This window comes from Paraburkholderia lebeckiae (assembly GCF_050436225.1).
GTDB classification, from domain to species: domain Bacteria; phylum Pseudomonadota; class Gammaproteobacteria; order Burkholderiales; family Burkholderiaceae; genus Paraburkholderia; species Paraburkholderia tuberum.
Window position 1 is genome coordinate 3,090,962 of sequence record NZ_JBNDLU010000002.1, and the last position, 17,376, is coordinate 3,108,337.

15 protein-coding genes are annotated in these 17,376 nt (G+C 68.2%); 9 read left to right on the top strand and 6 right to left on the bottom strand.

Features of this window, described 5'->3' with window-relative positions; genetic code table 11:
• Positions 1-85 precede the first annotated feature (85 nt).
• Both OKW45_RS28830 and OKW45_RS28835 read right to left on the bottom strand, forming a co-directional pair.
• Complete coding sequence (locus tag OKW45_RS28830) at positions 86-4,420, bottom strand: translocation/assembly module TamB domain-containing protein (protein WP_429472522.1); 4,335 nt, start codon at positions 4,418-4,420, stop codon at positions 86-88.
• Positions 4,421-4,465: 45 nt separating this feature from the next.
• Positions 4,466-6,298 (bottom strand): autotransporter assembly complex protein TamA, encoded by a 1,833-nt coding sequence (locus tag OKW45_RS28835; RefSeq protein WP_429473381.1) that lies wholly within the window; start codon positions 6,296-6,298, stop codon positions 4,466-4,468.
• A 286-nt stretch (positions 6,299-6,584) separates the two neighbouring features.
• Between OKW45_RS28835 and OKW45_RS28840 the strand changes: the two genes are divergently transcribed.
• The 4 genes from OKW45_RS28840 to panD all read left to right on the top strand — a co-directional run bounded on the left by OKW45_RS28840 (position 6,585) and on the right by panD (position 9,266).
• Entirely contained in the window at positions 6,585-6,770 is a 186-nt protein-coding gene (locus OKW45_RS28840) for a DUF3460 family protein (protein WP_013088716.1), read from the top strand.
• 20 nt (positions 6,771-6,790) lie between these two features.
• Positions 6,791-7,702: a segregation and condensation protein A gene (locus OKW45_RS28845; protein WP_429472524.1), complete on the top strand. Its 912-nt coding sequence runs from the start codon at positions 6,791-6,793 to the stop codon at positions 7,700-7,702.
• Between the two features lie 283 nt (positions 7,703-7,985).
• Positions 7,986-8,819, top strand: a complete 834-nt coding sequence (gene panC / locus OKW45_RS28850) for a pantoate--beta-alanine ligase (protein ID WP_018419706.1) — start codon at positions 7,986-7,988, stop codon at positions 8,817-8,819.
• A gap of 60 nt (positions 8,820-8,879) precedes the next feature.
• The gene (gene panD, locus OKW45_RS28855; protein ID WP_008924033.1) at positions 8,880-9,266 is read left to right on the top strand and encodes an aspartate 1-decarboxylase; all 387 of its coding nucleotides are present in this window, start codon (positions 8,880-8,882) and stop codon (positions 9,264-9,266) included.
• 45 nt (positions 9,267-9,311) lie between these two features.
• On the opposite strand, the gene OKW45_RS28860 is transcribed toward panD, so the two are convergent.
• The gene (locus OKW45_RS28860) at positions 9,312-9,950 is read right to left on the bottom strand and encodes a ParA family protein (protein ID WP_018419705.1); all 639 of its coding nucleotides are present in this window, start codon (positions 9,948-9,950) and stop codon (positions 9,312-9,314) included.
• Between the two features lie 243 nt (positions 9,951-10,193).
• On the opposite strand from OKW45_RS28860, the gene OKW45_RS28865 reads away from it, so the two are divergent.
• Positions 10,194-10,613, top strand: a complete 420-nt coding sequence (locus OKW45_RS28865) for a PaaI family thioesterase (protein WP_018419704.1) — start codon at positions 10,194-10,196, stop codon at positions 10,611-10,613.
• A 57-nt stretch (positions 10,614-10,670) separates the two neighbouring features.
• Here OKW45_RS28865 and OKW45_RS28870 read toward each other — a convergent pair whose 3' ends face one another.
• Positions 10,671-12,197, bottom strand: coding sequence for a cobyric acid synthase (locus OKW45_RS28870; RefSeq protein ID WP_429472526.1), 1,527 nt, complete (start codon positions 12,195-12,197; stop codon positions 10,671-10,673).
• Between the two features lie 89 nt (positions 12,198-12,286).
• On the opposite strand from OKW45_RS28870, the gene cobU reads away from it, so the two are divergent.
• The 4 genes from cobU to OKW45_RS28890 are packed head-to-tail and all read left to right on the top strand — an operon-like array spanning position 12,287 to position 15,906.
• A complete protein-coding gene (gene cobU, locus OKW45_RS28875) occupies positions 12,287-12,841 on the top strand; it encodes a bifunctional adenosylcobinamide kinase/adenosylcobinamide-phosphate guanylyltransferase (RefSeq protein WP_429472528.1) in 555 nt (184 codons plus the stop codon).
• Positions 12,841-13,782, top strand: a complete 942-nt coding sequence (cbiB, locus tag OKW45_RS28880; RefSeq protein ID WP_429472530.1) for an adenosylcobinamide-phosphate synthase CbiB — start codon at positions 12,841-12,843, stop codon at positions 13,780-13,782. The genes cobU and cbiB overlap by 1 nt, the downstream gene beginning before the upstream one ends.
• 33 nt (positions 13,783-13,815) lie before the next feature.
• Positions 13,816-14,892, top strand: a complete 1,077-nt coding sequence (cobD, locus tag OKW45_RS28885; RefSeq protein WP_429472532.1) for a threonine-phosphate decarboxylase CobD — start codon at positions 13,816-13,818, stop codon at positions 14,890-14,892.
• A 54-nt stretch (positions 14,893-14,946) separates the two neighbouring features.
• The gene (locus OKW45_RS28890; RefSeq protein ID WP_429472534.1) at positions 14,947-15,906 is read left to right on the top strand and encodes a cobalamin-binding protein; all 960 of its coding nucleotides are present in this window, start codon (positions 14,947-14,949) and stop codon (positions 15,904-15,906) included.
• 54 nt (positions 15,907-15,960) lie between these two features.
• Here the strand turns inward: OKW45_RS28890 and cobC are convergent, their stop codons facing one another.
• Positions 15,961-16,551 carry an alpha-ribazole phosphatase gene (cobC, locus tag OKW45_RS28895; protein ID WP_018419698.1) on the bottom strand — a complete coding sequence of 197 codons (591 nt, stop codon included), beginning with the start codon at positions 16,549-16,551 and terminating at the stop codon, positions 15,961-15,963.
• Positions 16,536-17,312: an adenosylcobinamide-GDP ribazoletransferase gene (locus tag OKW45_RS28900; RefSeq protein WP_429473382.1), complete on the bottom strand. Its 777-nt coding sequence runs from the start codon at positions 17,310-17,312 to the stop codon at positions 16,536-16,538. The genes cobC and OKW45_RS28900 overlap by 16 nt, the downstream gene beginning before the upstream one ends.
• Positions 17,313-17,376 lie beyond the last annotated feature (64 nt).

Genomic DNA, 17,376 nt, shown 5'->3' on the forward strand with positions numbered 1-17,376 from the left:
TTCGGGCGCCTGGGCCTCACCTCGCCGCAGGCAGGTATGACGAAAAAGGCACGCTTCCAGGCGTGCCTTTTTTATGTTGCCCGCGTCACCATGAGATCCGATCGAAGCGCCGCGTGTACAGCACGTCGGCGCCATAGAACGTGCCGCCATACACGACCAGCGACCAGTATCGCGTCAGATTGATCGTCGCCTTGATCGCATTGCTCGCCGACTGCAACCCCTGCTCGTAGCCGATCACCAGCCGCTCGTTGATCGCCTTCGACACCATCACGACTTGCGGATCGGTCAGGCCGACGTCGCTGCGGCCGATCGAAAACTCGTCGAGCCCGACGGTCTGCGCGATCCGATGACCCGTCGCGCTGCCGAGCAGCGCGAGCGCGGTCGTCATCGTGCTCTGCTGGCCGAGGTTGTTACCCTGGTCGGTGCCGTGGCCGAACAGCAGCCACGACAGTTTTTCATTGTCCGGCACGCTTGGCTCCGACACGAGCCGCGCGACCGGCGCCTGCAGCGTGCCTGTTACCTGCACGCCGGCCTCGACCTGCTGGTTGCGGCGCATCGCGAGAATGTTGATGCCCGGATTCGTGACCGGACCGTTGAACGTGAAGAAGCCGTTCTCGATCGTGAGCTTGCGGCCGAATGCGGTGTAGGTCGAACCCGGTGTGACGCGCACGTTGCCGACCGCACGCAGCGGCGTATTCGGCGCGCTCGTCGCGGTGATCGTGCCGGCGAGGCCGAGATCGGCGCCCTTGCCACGGAAGCGGAAGGCGTTGCCGAGGCCGATCTCGATGTTGGCGCGTGGCGCGAACGGGCTCGCCGGCCGCTCGCCGCCTTCGGACGGACGCGGCCGGCCGCCCGAGCGCGTGCCGTCCGGGCGGATGATCACCACGTCGTCGCCGAGGCTCGGCGCGGCCTGCTCGGGCAGATCGAACAGCGCGCTGTCGACCACGAATTTGCCGTCGATCACGGGGCCGCGCTCCACGGCGCCGTTCGAGATGTTCGCACTGCCCGACAGCGACAGATGGCGGTCCGGCGACGCGAACACATCGAGCTTGTCCGCGACGATGCTCGCGGTCATGTCGGGCTCCGAGCTGTCGAGACGCACGCGCCCAGTCGCGCGCAGCGTGCCGCTCGCGCCGTGGAACTCGACCTGCTGGAAGTCCACCATGTTCTGCGACAGCGCGATGCGCACGACCCCGTCCTTCAGTTGCACGCTCTGGCTCACGACCGTCGCGGACAGACCGTCGCCGGTCAGCGCGCCGGTCACGTTCGGCTTCGCGACGGTGCCGCCGAGCGCGAGCTTCAGCGCGAGATGGCCGTCGAGCAGATAGCTGGGGCCGAGCAGGCCGCCCGTCGTGCGCAGCGACGGCACGTTCGCGTTCACGTTGCCCGACAGCGCGCTTTGCGGATCGACGCTCAACATGCCGTCGCGCAGCACGAGCGGCGTGTGCGCGTCGGCATCGATCACGCCGACGCGGCTCGCCTGCGCATGCACGGTCGCGCTGAGCCGGTTGCCGCCGGTGAATTCGGCGCGCGCTCGGACGTCGCCAATGCCCATCGACGCGAGCCCGCGGCCGATCTCGACCGTCACGTCGCCGCTGCGCCGGCGCAGCTCGATGTGGCCGCTCGCCGTCGCGCCGAGCGAGAAGTCCCAGTCGCCGTCGAACACGAGGTCGGTGCGCACGGCGGGCGGCTCGCCGGTGATCTGGCGACGCAGCTCCTGCAAGTGCGCGAGCGACACGTCGGTCAGACTGCCGGCCGACTGGATGCGGCCGTGGTCGAACGCGAATGACTTCAGGGTCAGCACCGAGCCTTCGATCGTCAGGCGCGTCGCGCCGAGCGTGAGGTGCCCCGGCCCGGCGCTGACCGCGAGCGGCGATTCGAGATTGAGAGCCGGCGTGCCGCGATTCTGCAAACGCGTGACGGTGCCGTCCCAGCGCGAGCCGTCGCGCGTGTCGGTCAGCTTGCCGTTGGCGGCGAGCGTCAGATCGAGCGGCCGGTCCTGCAGCTTGCCGGTCGCGGTGGCTTCGAGCGTGTGGTTCGCGCGTGTGCCGGACAGGCGGGCGGTCAGCGTGGCGAGGTCGACGCCGCCCGCGCTGACATTGCGCGCGTCGGTCGTGAACGCGAGCGCGCCGTTCGCGCCGTCGCGCAACTCGGCGTGGCCTTCCGCGTGGCCGATGCGGTTGCTCGCGAACACGACGCTGTCGGCCTTGTAATTCAGCGTGACGTTCGGATGCGCGAACGAGCCGGTAACGTCGCCGTCCGCAGCGACCGCGCCCGCGAGGCGGAAGCCGAGCCGATCGAGCTGCCGCGCGTCGATGCCGAAGCGCAGCCGGTCGCCGGCTGCGCCGAAGCTGCCTTGCAGATTCACCCGGTTGCCCGCCACCGAAAGATTCGCGTGGCTCGGCAGGATTCGCGAGCCGGCCAGCTGGATCATGCCGCCGCCCGTGAGCGGCAAGTCGTTGTAGACGCTCGGACCGAGCGTGAATTCGGCGCGCGTCGTGAAGACCGGCGCGAGCACACCTGCTGCCGTGACCGTGGCGTTCACGCGCGCCTCGATCCGGCGCGCTGGCGAACCTGCATGCGCGGCTGCGCGTGGCGCAGGGCCCGCGCGATGCGCGGGCGGTGGCGTCCTGCGCTCGAGCACTTCGGTCTGCACCGCAGCCTGCGCGGTGTTCTTTGCGATGGCGGCGGCCTGATCGCCGGGCGCCGAAGTCTTCGCGCCGGCGGTGCTGCCCACGAGCGCCGCGGCTTGCGCTTGCCGCTCACGTTGCGCGCCGCTCGCGGCGGACGCGCCGGATGTCGTGACGGGCGTGCGGGCGGGCATCTGCGAGGTCAGCGACAGCGGATCGAAATCGGTCAGTTGCGCCTTCAGGTTGTAGGTCGAGTTCTCATCGTGCTTCAGCGCACCCGATAGATCGATGCGGCCGCGGCCCGACGTGACGCGCACGTCGTTGAAGCTGATGCGTGCCGGGTCGAACGTGATCTTGCCCTGGGCGCGCAGCGCGGCGGCGGGGTCGGCGAGATCGAGCGTCAGGGTCTGGATGTCGTCGTTCAGGCGGATGCCGATCGGGCCGGACAGCTGCGTCGGCCGCACGGTCGCCTGCAGCGCGTTCAGGTCGAGCCGCGCGACGTTCAGATCGAGCCGGCCGTGCCGGCCGCTCAGCGCGCCGCCGCCGGTGAGCGTCGCATTGCGCACGAGCCGCACGTTCAGGTTCGAGATGCTCTGTGTGTGGGCGTCGAGGCGCACGTCGGCGTTCGCATCGATCAGCGGCAGCAGTTTCTGGTCGATGGCACCGGGTTTCGCGTTGACGATCGAGACATGGCCGGCGACGGCGAAACCCGCCGCCGGTTTGGCCGGCGCGTGGTGGCCGCCGAAGACGTGGTCCGGATGGCTGGCGGCCGACGGTTTCGCCGCGCTGGCTGTGCCAGGCGCGGTCGCCGCGCCCTGCTCCACCGGCTGCAGTTCCGCGCGCACCGCCAGATCGGCCAGCGGCGCACCCGGCGCAAAAGCCTGCGGATTCACATGATCGAAGCTCAGCGTCGCGCGCTGCAACGGCACTGCGGCGAACGGCGCCGCTTCGACCCGCGCGTGGCCGGCGAGCTTCATGCCGCTCGCATCGAGCTCGGCGACGAGCTGCTCGAGCGTGCCGCTCAGGTGGCCGGCCACCTGCACCGCTTCATCGTTGATCTTGCCCGCATAACCGACTTCGCCGCTGAGCGGAAACGGCCGCACGCCATCGAGTTTCGCCGCTGCCGTCAGCGCCCCGAACGGCGTGTCGAGCCGATCGATCGCGGCCTCGTGATGACGCCCGTCGCTGCGGCCGTGAAACGCGAAGCTGGACAGCTCCGTCGTCGACGCGCCCTGGTGCAGCAGCAGCCGCGCGACCTGCACGTCGCGAATCTCCAGCTGCATCGGTAGCTGCAGATCCGGCGGCACGCTCAGCGGCTCGCTGGTGCTCGACGACGGGCCGACGCGTGCCTCGATCGTGCCGACGTGCAGGTAGTCGATCGTGAACCGCCACGGCTCGCGCGCGAGCGCCCAGCTGCCCGCGACGCGGTCGATCTCGATGTCGGTGCCGCTGCCGTCGAGGCTGCGCCAGCGCACGTCGCGCAGTTGCACGCCGCGCGCGAGCGTGCCGCCGTCGAGCGTGCCGGCGAGCCGGCCGCCGAGCAGCTTCACGGCCGCGTGCCACGCGTACGCGGTGCCGCGCTCGGTTGTCAGCGCCCCGTACAGCAGACCGACCGCGAGTGCGGCGAGCAGTACCAGCATGACCACCGTGCCCGCGACCGCCTTCAGCAGCAACCGGCCCCAGCGCCGCTTCGGCGGCGGCGTGTCGGGCGGCTGCTGCCCATCCGGCGGTCCTGGCGGCATGGCGCCGGGCGGCTGCGCGGGGGGCGGGGCGGTGACGTCGGTGGTCATGCGTGAATGCGATGGCAAATAAGGTAGAGGGTTGTCGTCAAAACGTCAGAACGCGATGCCGAGCGTGATATACGGCCGCACCCTGTTATCGCGGATCCCGTAAGCGACATCGAGATTGACCGGGCCGACCGGGCTGCGCCAGCGCGCTCCGACGCCGGCGCCCGGATAGAAAACTTTTTCGCCCCAGGTGTCGGTCGCGGTGCCGATGTCGAAGAACACGGCCGCGCCCCAGTTGTGCGAGAACCAGTGCTGGTATTCGGCCGCGCTCGTCACCAGGTACTTGGTCGGCAGGATCGAGCCGGCGACGTTGTTACCGATGCTCTGGAAGCCGTAGCCGCGCACCGAGTTCGAGCCGCCCGCGCGGAACAGCAGCGACGCCGGAATGCCCCTCGAGCTGCCGCTCGTGAATACGCCGCCGAGTTCGGCGCGGATCAGCACGATGTCGTCGACGCCGATCGGGAAATACTGCTGGCCGCGCGCGTAGCCGCGGATGAACGACTGGTCGGCGAGCAGACCTTTCACCGCGAAGCCCGCCTCGACGTGCATCAGGTTGCCGCGGCGCGGGAACAGCGGGTCGTCGGTGTCGCGCCGCGTCCACGACCACCCCGGCACCAGCGCGTGCGCGCGGGTCGGCGGCGCCGCGTTCTGGTTGAGCTGATCGTCGTAGAACAGCAGCGAATAGCTGTAGTCGAGGAACTGCGACGTACGCGAGCGTTGCACGCCGCCGCGGATGCTGTAGATGCGCGTGTCGGAGACGTCGGTGGTCGTGTACGACGCGAGCACGCTATTGGTCCACCCGTGTTTGCCCGGCGGCATCGACAGCTGGATCTGCCCGTATTGCTGCGTCTTGTCGGCGCGGCCCTCGACGGTGAACGGCCACGCCGCGCCGAACGTGTTCAGATACGTGTAGCCGCCCTGCACGAGCGGGCCGTTGTCGGTCGAATAGCCGACGCCGCCGCGGAAACTGTGATACGGAAACTCCGACACCTTCACGTGCACCGGCGTGTCGAGCGGCTTGGCGGGGTCGTTGTCGAGGTCGATCGCGACGCTCGCGAAGTACGGCGTGTTCTGCAGTTGCCGCTGCAGTTCGGCAACGGTGCGCGTGTCGTAGATGTCGCCCGGCGAGATCGGATTGACGTTGTGGACAATGCGTTCCGGATAGCGCTTCGTGCCCTGCACGTCGAGTTGGCCCATCGTGAAGGTCGGCCCGCTGTCGTAGATCACCGACAGCTTCGCCGTGTGCGTGCGCGGATCGATCAGCGCCTCCGAGTGGTAGATCTTCGCGGCGAGGTAGCGGCGCGATTGCAGCTCGCGCAGCGACGCGTTCTTCGCGTCGTCCCAGTCGCCCTGTGAGAACGGCTGGCCCTCGCGCAGCGAGAACGCGAAGCGCGTCGCGTTTTCGCGCGACGGGTCTTCGGTCAGCACCGCGCCGCGAAACGACAGATCGACCGACGTGACTTTTGTCTGCGGGCCCGGCTCCACGCGCACGGTGACCTGCCGCAGGTTGTCGACGGTGCGCACGTCGGTGCTGACGAGCGGCGAGAAATAGCCCTGCGTCGCGGCGAGATCGCGCACCTGCTGTGGCGTCGCGGTGATCAGGAACGAGAACTGGTCGTCGGTGACGTCAGGCCGCGTCGCGAAACGCGAGATATCGAGGTGCTGTTCGAGCAGCCGGCGCAGCGCGCGCGGCTCGGCGACCACCTCGACCTTGTAGCTCGGTGCCTTGCTCGCCGCGTGAGCCTTGCCCACGGCGAGCAGCCACATCAGGAGGCCGAGGCCGATGGCGAGCGACACACGCAGCCAGCACCGCGCGAGCGCCTTGCACGCACGCGCGCGCCCGCGCGCCTGGCCGGTCTCGCCGCGCAACGCACGCGGCATGTCGATCGTACCTCCCGCCAAACAGGACCTCCGGCCAATGAGTGAATTCTCGCGCCCCGGCCGCGCATGCGAACGAGGCATGCTATTTGACCACAACGCGACCCCGATCGGCCTCTCTCGTGCCCCCGGCGGAGCCCCGCGCTTCATCTCAAAAATGGGTGGCCCGCGGCGATTTTCGACCGCGCGCGACGCATGCGGTAAAATCGCGGACGACGGCGCCCTCCCCGCGGCACCGCGCAGCGGCCAGCCCAAGAGCCGCCACCCTATCCACCACGGACGTCGAGCCATGTATCAATCGGACATCACGCAGTTCCTGAACCAGCTCAAGCAACAGAAGCCCAATCTGGAGGCCGAGCAACGCAAAGGCCGCGCACTGCTGTGGGACAAACAGCCGATCGATCTGGAAGAGCGCGCCGAGCAGAAAGCTTCGCGCGTGCAGCAGACGCCTTACTCGTACTACCAGAATTTCTAAGCGCCCCAGTCACGCCGACGATGAGTCACGCTGACAAGGTGCATGGTCCGCTTCACGGTCCGATACACGGCCCGGTTCACGGCCCAGCGCCGGCACCGTCCGACACCGCGCTTTCCACGCCCGCCACCGATTCGACGCCCGACACGGTCGACGGCGTCGCGTTCGCGCGTCTGTACGGCGAGCCGCTGTTCAAGCTGCCGAACGATCTGTACATCCCTCCGGACGCGCTCGAGGTGTTCCTCGAGACCTTCGAGGGGCCGCTCGACCTGCTGCTGTACCTGATCCGCAAGCAGAACTTCAACGTGCTCGACATCCCGATGGCGGATGTCACCGTGCAATATCTCGGCTATGTCGAGCAACTGCGCAAGACCAATCTCGAACTCGCGTCCGAGTATCTGCTGATGGCCGCGATGCTGATCGAAATCAAGTCGCGCATGCTGCTGCCGGTCAAGAAGGCCGACACCGGCGAGGAAGCCGAAGACCCGCGCGCCGAACTGGTGCGCCGCCTGCTCGAATACGAGCAGATGAAGCTCGCCGCGCAACGCATCGACCAGTTGCCGCAGCTCGGGCGCGATTTCCTGCGCGCCGAGGTTTACATCGAGCAGAGCATCACGCCGCGTTTCCCCGACGTGAACAGCGACGACCTGCGCGCCGCGTGGGCCGACGTGATCAAGCGCGCGAAGCTGGTCCAGCATCACAAGATTTCGCGCGAGGAGCTGTCGGTGCGCGAGCACATGAGCCTGATCCTGCGGCAGTTGCAGAATGCGCGCTTCATCGAGTTTTCCGATCTGTTCGACACGAGCCGCGGCGTACCGGTCGTCGTCGTGAATTTCATCGCCGTGCTCGAGCTGTGCCGTGAATCGCTCGTCGAAATCACCCAGGCGGAGCCGTTCGCGCCGATTTACGTGCGGCTGGCGTATCTGCCGGCCTGAGTGCTGAATGACGGCCGCTTGACGGCCGGACCGCGGCCGGACCCTGGAAATCTCGCTACGAAAACCATCGCAGCGAACCCTGGCAGGCCTCAGCGGGGAGCGCGCGGCAAGTGCGTCGCGCGCCGCTCGGAAGTGCCGCCGCGTTTCGGTGCGTCCGCTGCCCAAATCCACTACAATCCGCGCTCCGAACCCGTCATTTGCCGGTGAGGCGATGACCCGTGCGATTCCGCCAGGTATCGCGCCAACCGGATCGCGCGCCGCGCGAGCCTATCCCTGTCCGATCATGAAAGTCATCAGCTCGATCCATGAATTGCGCGACCAGTTGCGCGGCCAGAATCGCACGGCCTTCGTGCCGACGATGGGCAACCTGCACGAGGGCCATCTGTCGCTGATGCGCCTCGCGCGCCAGCACGGCGACCCGGTCGTGGCGAGCATCTTCGTCAACCGCCTGCAGTTCGGCCCGAACGAGGATTTCGACAAATATCCGCGCACGCTCGAAGCCGACATCGAGAAGCTGCAAAAGGAAGGTGTCTACGTGCTGTTCGCGCCAACCGAAAGGGACATGTATCCGGAGCCGCAGGAATACCGCGTGCATCCGCCGCACGATCTCGGCGACATCCTCGAGGGCGAATTCCGCCCCGGCTTCTTTCACGGTGTGTGCACGGTCGTGATGAAGCTGATGTCGTGCGTGCAGCCGCGCGTCGCGGTGTTCGGCAAGAAGGATTACCAGCAGCTGATGATCGTGCGCCAGATGTGCCACCAGTTCGCGCTGCCGACCGAGATCGTCGCCGCCGAAACCGTGCGCGACACCGACGGCCTCGCGCTCAGCTCGCGCAACCGGTTCCTTTCGGCCGCCGAGCGCGCCGAGGCGCCGATGCTGGCCGCCGAACTCAATCGGGTGCGCGACGCGGTGCTCGCGGGCGAGCGCGACTTCGCGAAGCTCGAAGAGTCGGCCAAAGCGACGCTCGCGGCACGCGGCTGGAATCCCGATTACATCGCGATCCGCAAGCGCTCGAACCTGATCGCGCCCGGCGCGCAGGACGCCAACGCACCGCTCGTGGTGCTGGCCGCCGCGAAGCTCGGCGCGACGCGACTCATCGACAACCTCGAAATCTGACGCCGCAACCGTCCGCGCGAACACAGTTACACTGCGCAGTCACACAGGATTGGATTGATCATGCAACGCAATATGCTGAAGTCGAAGATTCACCGCGTCGCGGTCACGCACTGCGAGCTCCACTACGAGGGCTCGTGCGCGATCGACGAAGATCTGCTCGAAGCGGCGAACATCGTCGAAAACGAGCGTATCGACATCTGGAACATCAACAACGGCGAGCGCTTCTCGACGTACGCGATCAAGGGTGAGCGCGGCAGCGGCATGATTTCGCTGAACGGCTCGGCCGCGCGTCGCGCGCAGCTCGGCGATCTGGTCATCATCGCGGCGTTCGCGGTGGTCGACGAGGCGGAGTTGAAGGCGGGCTGGAAGCCGGACCTCGTGTTCGTCGATGAAAACAACAAGATCAAGGGCAGCCGCGACCACGTGCCCACGCAGGCCTGGAACTGAGCCAAGCTCAGCTTGACGCTTGACTGATGGCGGGCAGCTCCCGCCTCAGCCCTTCTTCCCCGCGCCGTTCGTCCACTCGACGATCGGCTGCCACTGCTCCAGATCCTTCTCCACGCGGCTTTTCGCGACGTCCCACAGCGTCAGGCCGTGCGCCGCGAGCTGCACGTAGTTCTGCGTGTCGCGCAGAAAACCGAGCACCGGCAGCTTCAATCCCTCGACGAAGCGATGCAGCTGCTCAGCCGAGCGCGTGCGCGCATCGACGCGCATGCCGACCACGCCGACCTCGATCGCGCCCTTCCTGACCGCCTTTTCCTTCGCCAGCCGCTCGAGAAATTCCTGGGTCGCGAGAATATCGAACAGCGACGGCTGCAACGGCACGATCACCTTGTCGGCGAGATCGAGCGCGATGTTCAGGCGATTGCCGTGCAGGCCGGCCGGCGTGTCGACGACCGCGTGCTCGAGGCCTTTCGGCGGCTTGGCCGGCGTGTCGGGATTGACCTCCCAGGTTTCGATGTTCGGCAGCGTGGCGGGCCGTAATTCGAGCCACGCATGCGCGGAGTGCTGCTTGTCGAGGTCGGCCAGCGCGACCCATTCGCCCGCCGCTGCGAAATAGCCGGCCAGATTGGTCGATATCGTGCTCTTGCCCACGCCGCCCTTCGGATTCGCCACCACAATCACCGACATGAAATCTCCCGGAAAGAAGGCTGGACGCTGCCAGCCGGTTTGCCGCGCTATTGCTCCATTCCCGCCGATCCGTTGTGACCGGCGCCGGCGGGCCCCACGATCGCTGCCGTTCGAAGTTCGGATTCCAGGGACGCCCACCGGTCCAGCCGTTGATAATATCGACAAATTCAGCGCGGCCGAAGCCCCCACATCGCGAATCGGCCGCTCCAACCCGCCGTTTTTTTCGACAAGGACCTGAATCTCATGAGCAAACTGCGCCCGGAATACACGGTCGAACGCCTGCTGGAGCGCCAGAAGGGCACGCTGCCGGACCTGCTGGGCCTGCGCGTGCTGACTGTGGACCAGGGCACGCTGGTCGCCGAACTGTCCGTGCGCGAGGAGCTGCTCGCGCCGAACGGCTTCCTGCACGCGGCCACGGTGATCGGCCTCGCCGACACCGCGTGCGGCTACGCGTGCATCGCGCATCTGCCCGAAAACTCGCGCAGCTTCACGACGATCGAGCTGAAGAGCAACTTCCTCGGCACCGCGACCCAGGGCACGATCCGCGCGGTCGCGAAGGGTGTGCACCTTGGGCGCAGCACGCAGGTCTGGGACGCGACGGTCACCGGTCCGGATGGTAAGACCATCGCGCTGTTTCGTTGCACGCAGATGGTGTTGTACTGAGCGAACCGCCCGCGCAGCAATCGCGTTCAAGCCGATAAAAAAGGCCGGCCCAAAGCGTCACCCCAGCGCCGCGAACAGCCTGCGCATATCGACGTGCCCGGCCAGCGTATCGGCCAGCCGCTCCAGCGACGCCTCGCGCAACGCCGGATAGTCGACCGCTTCGGCATCGCTCAAACCCGCCCATGCGAGCAGCGCCGCGCACGCGGCCGGCGTGTCGAACAGGCCATGCACGTAGGTCGCGAGAATCTGGCCATCGGCGGATATCGCGCCATCGGGACGGCCAAAGTCCGCGCCGCCCTCGTGGGGGCCAGCGTGGTCGAGTCGCAGCGCCGGCGTGTCCAATGCCGGCCCGCGCGTCTCGCCCATATGAATCTCGTAGCCGGCGACGTCCGGCGTGCCGGGCAGCGCCAGGCGCCCGGTCACATTCTTGAGCGTCTTGTCGCGCGTGAGCACCGTCGCATAGTCGAGCCAGCCGAAGCCCGCGAAGGTGCCCGGCGCGCCCTCGACGCCATGCGGATCGGCGATCTCGCGGCCGAGCATCTGCATGCCGCCGCAAATGCCGATCACGCGGCCGCCGTAGCGCAGATGCCGCGCGAGCACGTCGTCCCAGCCCTGTGCGCGCAGAAACGCGAGGTCGTCCGGCACGTTCTTCGAGCCCGGCAGGATGATCAGATCGGCGGCCGGCGGCCGCGTACCCGCGCGCACATAGTGAAAATCGACCTGCGGATGTGCGCGCAACGCGTCGAAGTCGGTGTGATTGCTGATGTGCGGCAGCACCGGCACGACCACGCGCAGCAGACGGCGCGAATCAACGCTCGCCGCCGCGCGCAGCTCGGGCGGCAGCATGTCCTCGGCGTCGAGCGTCAGGCCATGCAGATACGGCACGACGCCGAGCACCGGCTTGCCGGTCTTCGCTTCCAGCCAGTCGAGCCCTGGCTTCAGCAGACCGATGTCGCCGCGAAAGCGGTTGATGATGAAGCCGCGCACGCGCGCCTGCTCGCTGTCGGACAGACACGCGAGCGTGCCGGTCAGGTGCGCGAACACGCCGCCGCGATCGATGTCGGCGACCAGCACGACCGGGCAGTCGACCGCCTCCGCGAAACCCATGTTCGCGATGTCGCGCTCGCGCAGATTGATCTCGGCCGGACTGCCCGCGCCTTCGACGAAAATCGTGTCGTACGACGCGCGCAGCCGCGCATACGACTCCAGCACCGCCTCGAACGCGATCGGCTTGTAGTCGTGATACGCGCGCGCGTCGAGATTCATGCGCGCCTTGCCGTGGATGATCACCTGCGCGCCGCGATCGCTGGTCGGCTTCAGCAGCACCGGGTTCAGATCGGTGTGCGCGTCGATGCCCGCGGCGAGCGCCTGCAATGCCTGCGCGCGGCCGATCTCGCCGCCGTCGACGGTCACCGCGCTGTTCAACGCCATGTTCTGCGGCTTGAACGGCGCGACCCGCGCACCCGCGCGCCGCGCGAGGCGGCACAGTCCCGCGACCAGCGTGCTCTTGCCCGCGTCGGACGTGGTGCCCTGGATCATCAGCGTGCCGCGGGGCACGGGCAGGGTGTCGGGAGGAATGGGCATTCGGGTCACGGCGGTGCAGGTGGAAGATGGACAGTGGCGTTGCAATGCAATCGAGCGGCATTATCCCATCGCGCCGGTACAATCATAGGATGACTCTCCGCGACCTCACCTTCGTCCTCGGCGGCGCCCGCTCGGGCAAGAGCGCGCATGCCGAGCGGCTCGCCAGCGACAGCGCCCTCCCCGTCACCTACATCGCCACCGCCCGCGTAACCGACGACGCCGAATTCAACGCGCGCATTGCGCATCATCGCGAGCGGCGGCCCGCGCGTTGGGGGCTCGTCGAAGCGGACGACGACCTCGCCGGCGCGCTCGCGCAACACGACGCGCCGGGCCAGTGTCTGCTGATCGACTGCCTGACGCTGTGGCTCGCAAACCTGCTGTGTCCCGCCGGCGGCGCGGCGGCGCCGCTGTCGCACTACTACGAGCAGGCCGCCGCGTTCGAAGCGGCGCTCGCCGGCGCGCGCGGCAAGATCATCGTCGTCAGCAACGAGATCGGCCTCGGCGTCGTGCCGCTCGGCGAAGCCACGCGTCTTTACGTCGACGAACTCGGGCGCTTGAATCAGCGCATCGCCGCGTTGAGCAGCGCGGCCACGCTGATGGTCGCGGGGCTGCCGCTCGTGCTGAAAAGCGCGATCCGCGAGTGATGGCGCCGCTGACCATGCCGCTGGTCGCGACGCTCGCGGTCGCGGGCGTCGCCGTCGATCGCTGGTTCGGCGAACCTAGCCGCCGGCATCCGCTCGTCGGTTTCGGTAGCTGGGCCGCGCGCATCGAGGCGCGCTTCAATCACGACCGGCGTCTGCGGCTCAAGGGCCTGCTCGCATGGGCGCTCGCCGTTCTGCCGCCGGTGTTGATCGCGTGGTGGCTCGTCGCCGTGCTGCCGTTGTTCGCGGCCTGCGCGCTGCATGTCGCGCTGCTGTGGTTCGCGCTCGGCGCGCGCAGCCTGCGCGATCACATCGCGCCGATCGCGCGGGCGCTCGGCCAACGCGATCTCGCCACGGCACGTGAATTGACCGCACGGATCGTCTCGCGCGACACCGCACAGTCGGACGAAGCAGCGCTCGCGCGCGCCGCGATCGAATCGGCGCTCGAAAACGGCAACGACGCGATCTTCGGCGCGCTGTTCTGGTTCGCGCTCGCGGGCGGGCCTGGCGCGCTCGGCTTTCGCCTCGCCAATACGCTCGACGCGATGTGGGGTTATCGCACGCCGCGCTATCTGCGCTTCGGCTGGGCCGCCGCGCGCATCGACGACGTGCTGAACTGGATTCCCGCACGGCTGACCGCCACGAGCTACGCGCTGCTCGGCGACACGCTGACCGCCTGGCGCTGCTGGCGCGAGCAGGCGCCGCGCTGGGACAGCCCGAACGCGGGCCCGGTGATGGCCGCCGGCGCCGGCAGCCTGAACGTGCTGATCGGCGGGCCGGCCGTGTATCACGGCACGCTCGAGCATCGGCCGACGCTGGGCTTCGGGCGTCCCGCCGAGGCGCGTCATGTGGGCGCCGCGTTGATGCTGGTCGAACGCACGGTGATTCTCTGGCTGGCCGTGCTGATCGTGCTGGCGTTGTTGAGCGTGCCGTTTCATGGCTGAGCGGAACGACGCGCGTAGCGATGGGATGAGCGCATGAGCGACTGGACGCAACCGCGCGAGCACGCCGCAAGCAGCCCGATCGCGCACGGCGGCAACCTGCACGAAGCTGCGGCGCGCTACGGCATTGCGTACGCGCAGTGGCTCGATCTGTCGACCGGCATCAATCCGCACGGCTATCCGGTGCCGCCGCTGCCCGCCGACGCGTGGCGCCGTTTGCCCGATGAAGGCGACGGCTTCGCCGAGCGGGCCGCGCGCTACTACGGCGCGCCCGATGCCGCGCACGTGCTGCCCGTGGCCGGCAGCCAGGCGGCGATTCGCGCGCTGCCCGCGTTACTGTCGCCCGCGACGGTCGGCATCGCGCCGCTGACCTACGGCGAGTACGCTCCCGCGTTCGCGCGCGCCGGACACGCGGTCGCGCCGCTCGACGTGCATCACGACACGCTGCCCGCCGCGCTCACGCACGTCGCGATCGTCAACCCCGACAATCCGACCGCCACGCATATCGATGCCGCCAGGCTGCTGCACTGGCACGCGCAGTTGCGCGAACGCGGCGGCGCGCTGCTCGTCGACGAAGCGTTCGCCGATACGCTGCCGGCCGCGCGGGTCGCGTCGCTGGCGGCGCATACGCATCGGGACGGGCTCGTCGTGTTGCGCTCGCCCGGCAAGTTCTTCGGACTCGCGGGTGTGCGCGCCGGCTTCGTGCTGGGCGCGCCCGCATTGCTCGCCGCGTTGCGCGACAGGCTGGGGGCGTGGACGGTCAGCGGTCCCGCGCGTCATGCGGTGAGCGCCGCGTTCGACGATGCCGCGTGGCAAACGCGGATGCGTGAGCGGCTCATCGGCGACAGCGCGCGGCTTGCCGCGCTGTTGCATGCGCACGGTTTCGCGACACGCGGCACGCCGCTTTTCGCATGGACCGACGATGCGCGTGCCGCTGCGTTGCATGAAGCGCTCGCGCGGCGCGGCGTGTGGACGCGTCTTTTTCCGCCATCGCTTCGGGTGCCATCGGCCAGCGTGCGCTTCGGGCTGCCGGGCGATGAAGCCGAATGGACCCGCTTCGAGCAACAGTTGCAACAGGCGGTTGACTCGATCGATACCGCGCGGTCGAGTTAGCGCAGTGACCTTCGCACCCAAGCCGCTCAACGCTTCGTGATCCGCCCTCGTCCGATGATCCACTTTGCTCGTTCCATCCGCTTTGCCCCGCCCGCGCATGGCTTCATCCATTGGTTCGGCGCCGCAGCGCTCGCGCTGACCGCACTGAGCGCACTGAGCGCGCACGCCGCGATCACCGTCACCGACGACAGCGGCGCGACCGTCACGCTCGCCGCGCCCGCGCAGCGCGTGATCAGCCTCGCCCCGCACGTGACCGAATTGCTGTACGCCGCGGGCGGCGGCCCGAAGATGGTCGGCGCGGTGTCGTACAGCGACTATCCGCCCGAAGCGAAGCAACTCCCGCGCGTCGGCGACAACAAGGCGCTCGACCTCGAACGCATCGTCGCGCTGAAACCGGACCTGATCGTCGTGTGGCGGCACGGCAACGCGCAGCGCCAGCTCGAACGCTTGCGCGAGCTACACGTGCCGCTCTTTTTCAGCGAGCCGCGCCGTCTCGACGATATCGCCGTGTCGCTGACCAAGCTCGGCCGGCTGCTCGGCACATCGGCGAGCGCGGATGCGGCGGCGGCCGCCTTCCGCGACGACATCGCCCGTCTGCGCGCGCGGTATGCGAACCGCCCGGCCGTCAGCGTGTTTTATCAGGTATGGGACCGGCCGCTGATGACGCTCAACGGCGAGCACATGATCAGCGACGCGATCACGCTATGCGGCGGCCGCAATGTGTTCGCGGACCTGCAGCCGCTCGTGCCGACCGTGTCGACCGAAGCGGTGCTCGCGGCGAATCCTCAGGCGATCGTCACCGCCGCGCCCGGCGCGACGCGGCCCGACACGATGCTGCCGCAACTCGACACATGGCGCGCATGGCCGGATCTCGCGGCCGTCGCGAACAACAACCTGTTTGCGATCGACGGCGATCTGATCAATCGCCCCGCGCCGCGCATCGCGCAAGGCGCGCGGCAACTGTGCGAGGACCTCGAACTGGCGCGCTCGCGCAGAAAGCAACCCGCGCCATGACGGCGCCGCGTGTGGCGAGAAAAAGGGATCAGTTTTCCCGATGACCACGCGTGGTCACGCATTCCATCGCACGAGCGACCACTGCAGCGTCTCGTCGTTACGTCGCAACCAGACGATCCCCGTCATATCTAGCGACCACTGCACGCAATGCGCGAGCGGCACCTCCAGCACCCACGACGCGATCGCGCGCATCACGCCCGCGTGCGTGACTACGTATGCGGGCGACAGCTCGCGCGTCAGCGCGAACGCATCGAACCACGCTCGCACACGCGCGACGAATTGCGCGACGCTCTCGCCGCCATGCGTGCGCGCATGTTCGAAATTGGCGGCCCAGTCGTCGAGCAGCGCGCGATCGATCGTATCCCAGCGCTGCGCTTCCCAGTCGCCGAAATCCATTTCCTTCAAGCGCTCGTCGTGGCTGACCACGCAGCCGAAGTCGTTCGCGATCTCGGTCGCTAGCGCGGCGCAGCGCGTCAGCGGACTCGTGATCAGCACACGCGGCGCCGGCACCTGCAAGCTCGCGAGCTTCACCGCCAACGCATTGGACGTGACCTCGGCGCTCTCCGCCAACGCGACATCACTATTGCCGTAACAAACCCCCGCCTCGAGCGCGACAGCGGGATGTCGAATCAGGACGATATCCATGCAAGCCCCACCAGGTAGATGCTCAATTCGAAGATCTGCTGCGCGAAGCCGAGGCAATCGCCGGTATAGCCGCCGATGCGTCTGACGAAATAACGGCCCATCGCAAAGCGCAGCGCGAACAGCACAGCACACGTGAGCGCGGCAAAACGCCAGTCGGGCATGCCGGGGCCGTTCGGCCACAGCAGCCACGGCAGACCGAACAGCGCGGCGCACAACAGCGCCGGCCCGCTCAGACGCTGCGCGACCGGCTTGGCTTTGCCGGCCGCGCGCACATAGTCGAGCGTGGCCAGGTAACTGATCGCGCACGCGCGGCTCGCGCCATGCGCCGCAAGCATCAGGCTTGCGGCGCGCAGCGGTGGCAACGCCGCGAGCGTTTGCCACTTGATTGCCAGGGCGATCACGAGCGCGATGGTGCCGAAAGCACCGATGCGCGGGTCCTGCATGATGCGCAGCGCATCGTCGCGCGTATAGGCGCCACCGAACGCATCGATGCAATCGGCGAGACCGTCCTCGTGAAATGCGCCCGTGACCACGAGCGACGCGGCCATCGACAGCAGCACCGCGACACTCGCCGGAAACACGCGGAGCGCGGCCACATAGACGAGCGCGCTGAGGCCACCGACCAACACGCCGACGAGCGGAAAATAGCGCGCCGCGGCGTTCAGATAATGCGGCTCGAAGCCGACCCAACGCGGCACGGGCACGCGCGTGAAGTAACCGAGCGCCGTGAAGAAATAGCGCAGTTCCGCGAGCGGGTTCATGAACGTGGCGAGTGCAGGTTCACGGCGCTGCGGGCCGAGCTTCGCGTTATCGCGAAGCGCGTGC

Bases quoted from the DNA above. Each gene is read 5' to 3' on its own strand.
- OKW45_RS28830 (WP_429472522.1), bottom strand. From the start codon at position 4,420: ATGACCACCGACGTCACCGCCCCGCCCCCCGCGCAGCCGCCCGGCGCC.
- OKW45_RS28835 (WP_429473381.1), bottom strand. From the start codon at position 6,298: ATGCCGCGTGCGTTGCGCGGCGAGACCGGCCAGGCGCGCGGGCGCGCG.
- OKW45_RS28840 (WP_013088716.1), top strand. From the start codon at position 6,585: ATGTATCAATCGGACATCACGCAGTTCCTGAACCAGCTCAAGCAACAG.
- OKW45_RS28845 (WP_429472524.1), top strand. From the start codon at position 6,791: ATGAGTCACGCTGACAAGGTGCATGGTCCGCTTCACGGTCCGATACAC.
- panC (WP_018419706.1), top strand. From the start codon at position 7,986: ATGAAAGTCATCAGCTCGATCCATGAATTGCGCGACCAGTTGCGCGGC.
- panD (WP_008924033.1), top strand. From the start codon at position 8,880: ATGCAACGCAATATGCTGAAGTCGAAGATTCACCGCGTCGCGGTCACG.
- OKW45_RS28860 (WP_018419705.1), bottom strand. From the start codon at position 9,950: ATGTCGGTGATTGTGGTGGCGAATCCGAAGGGCGGCGTGGGCAAGAGC.
- OKW45_RS28865 (WP_018419704.1), top strand. From the start codon at position 10,194: ATGAGCAAACTGCGCCCGGAATACACGGTCGAACGCCTGCTGGAGCGC.
- OKW45_RS28870 (WP_429472526.1), bottom strand. From the start codon at position 12,197: ATGCCCATTCCTCCCGACACCCTGCCCGTGCCCCGCGGCACGCTGATG.
- cobU (WP_429472528.1), top strand. From the start codon at position 12,287: ATGACTCTCCGCGACCTCACCTTCGTCCTCGGCGGCGCCCGCTCGGGC.
- cbiB (WP_429472530.1), top strand. From the start codon at position 12,841: ATGGCGCCGCTGACCATGCCGCTGGTCGCGACGCTCGCGGTCGCGGGC.
- cobD (WP_429472532.1), top strand. From the start codon at position 13,816: ATGAGCGACTGGACGCAACCGCGCGAGCACGCCGCAAGCAGCCCGATC.
- OKW45_RS28890 (WP_429472534.1), top strand. From the start codon at position 14,947: ATGATCCACTTTGCTCGTTCCATCCGCTTTGCCCCGCCCGCGCATGGC.
- cobC (WP_018419698.1), bottom strand. From the start codon at position 16,551: ATGGATATCGTCCTGATTCGACATCCCGCTGTCGCGCTCGAGGCGGGG.
- OKW45_RS28900 (WP_429473382.1), bottom strand. From the start codon at position 17,312: ATGAACCCGCTCGCGGAACTGCGCTATTTCTTCACGGCGCTCGGTTAC.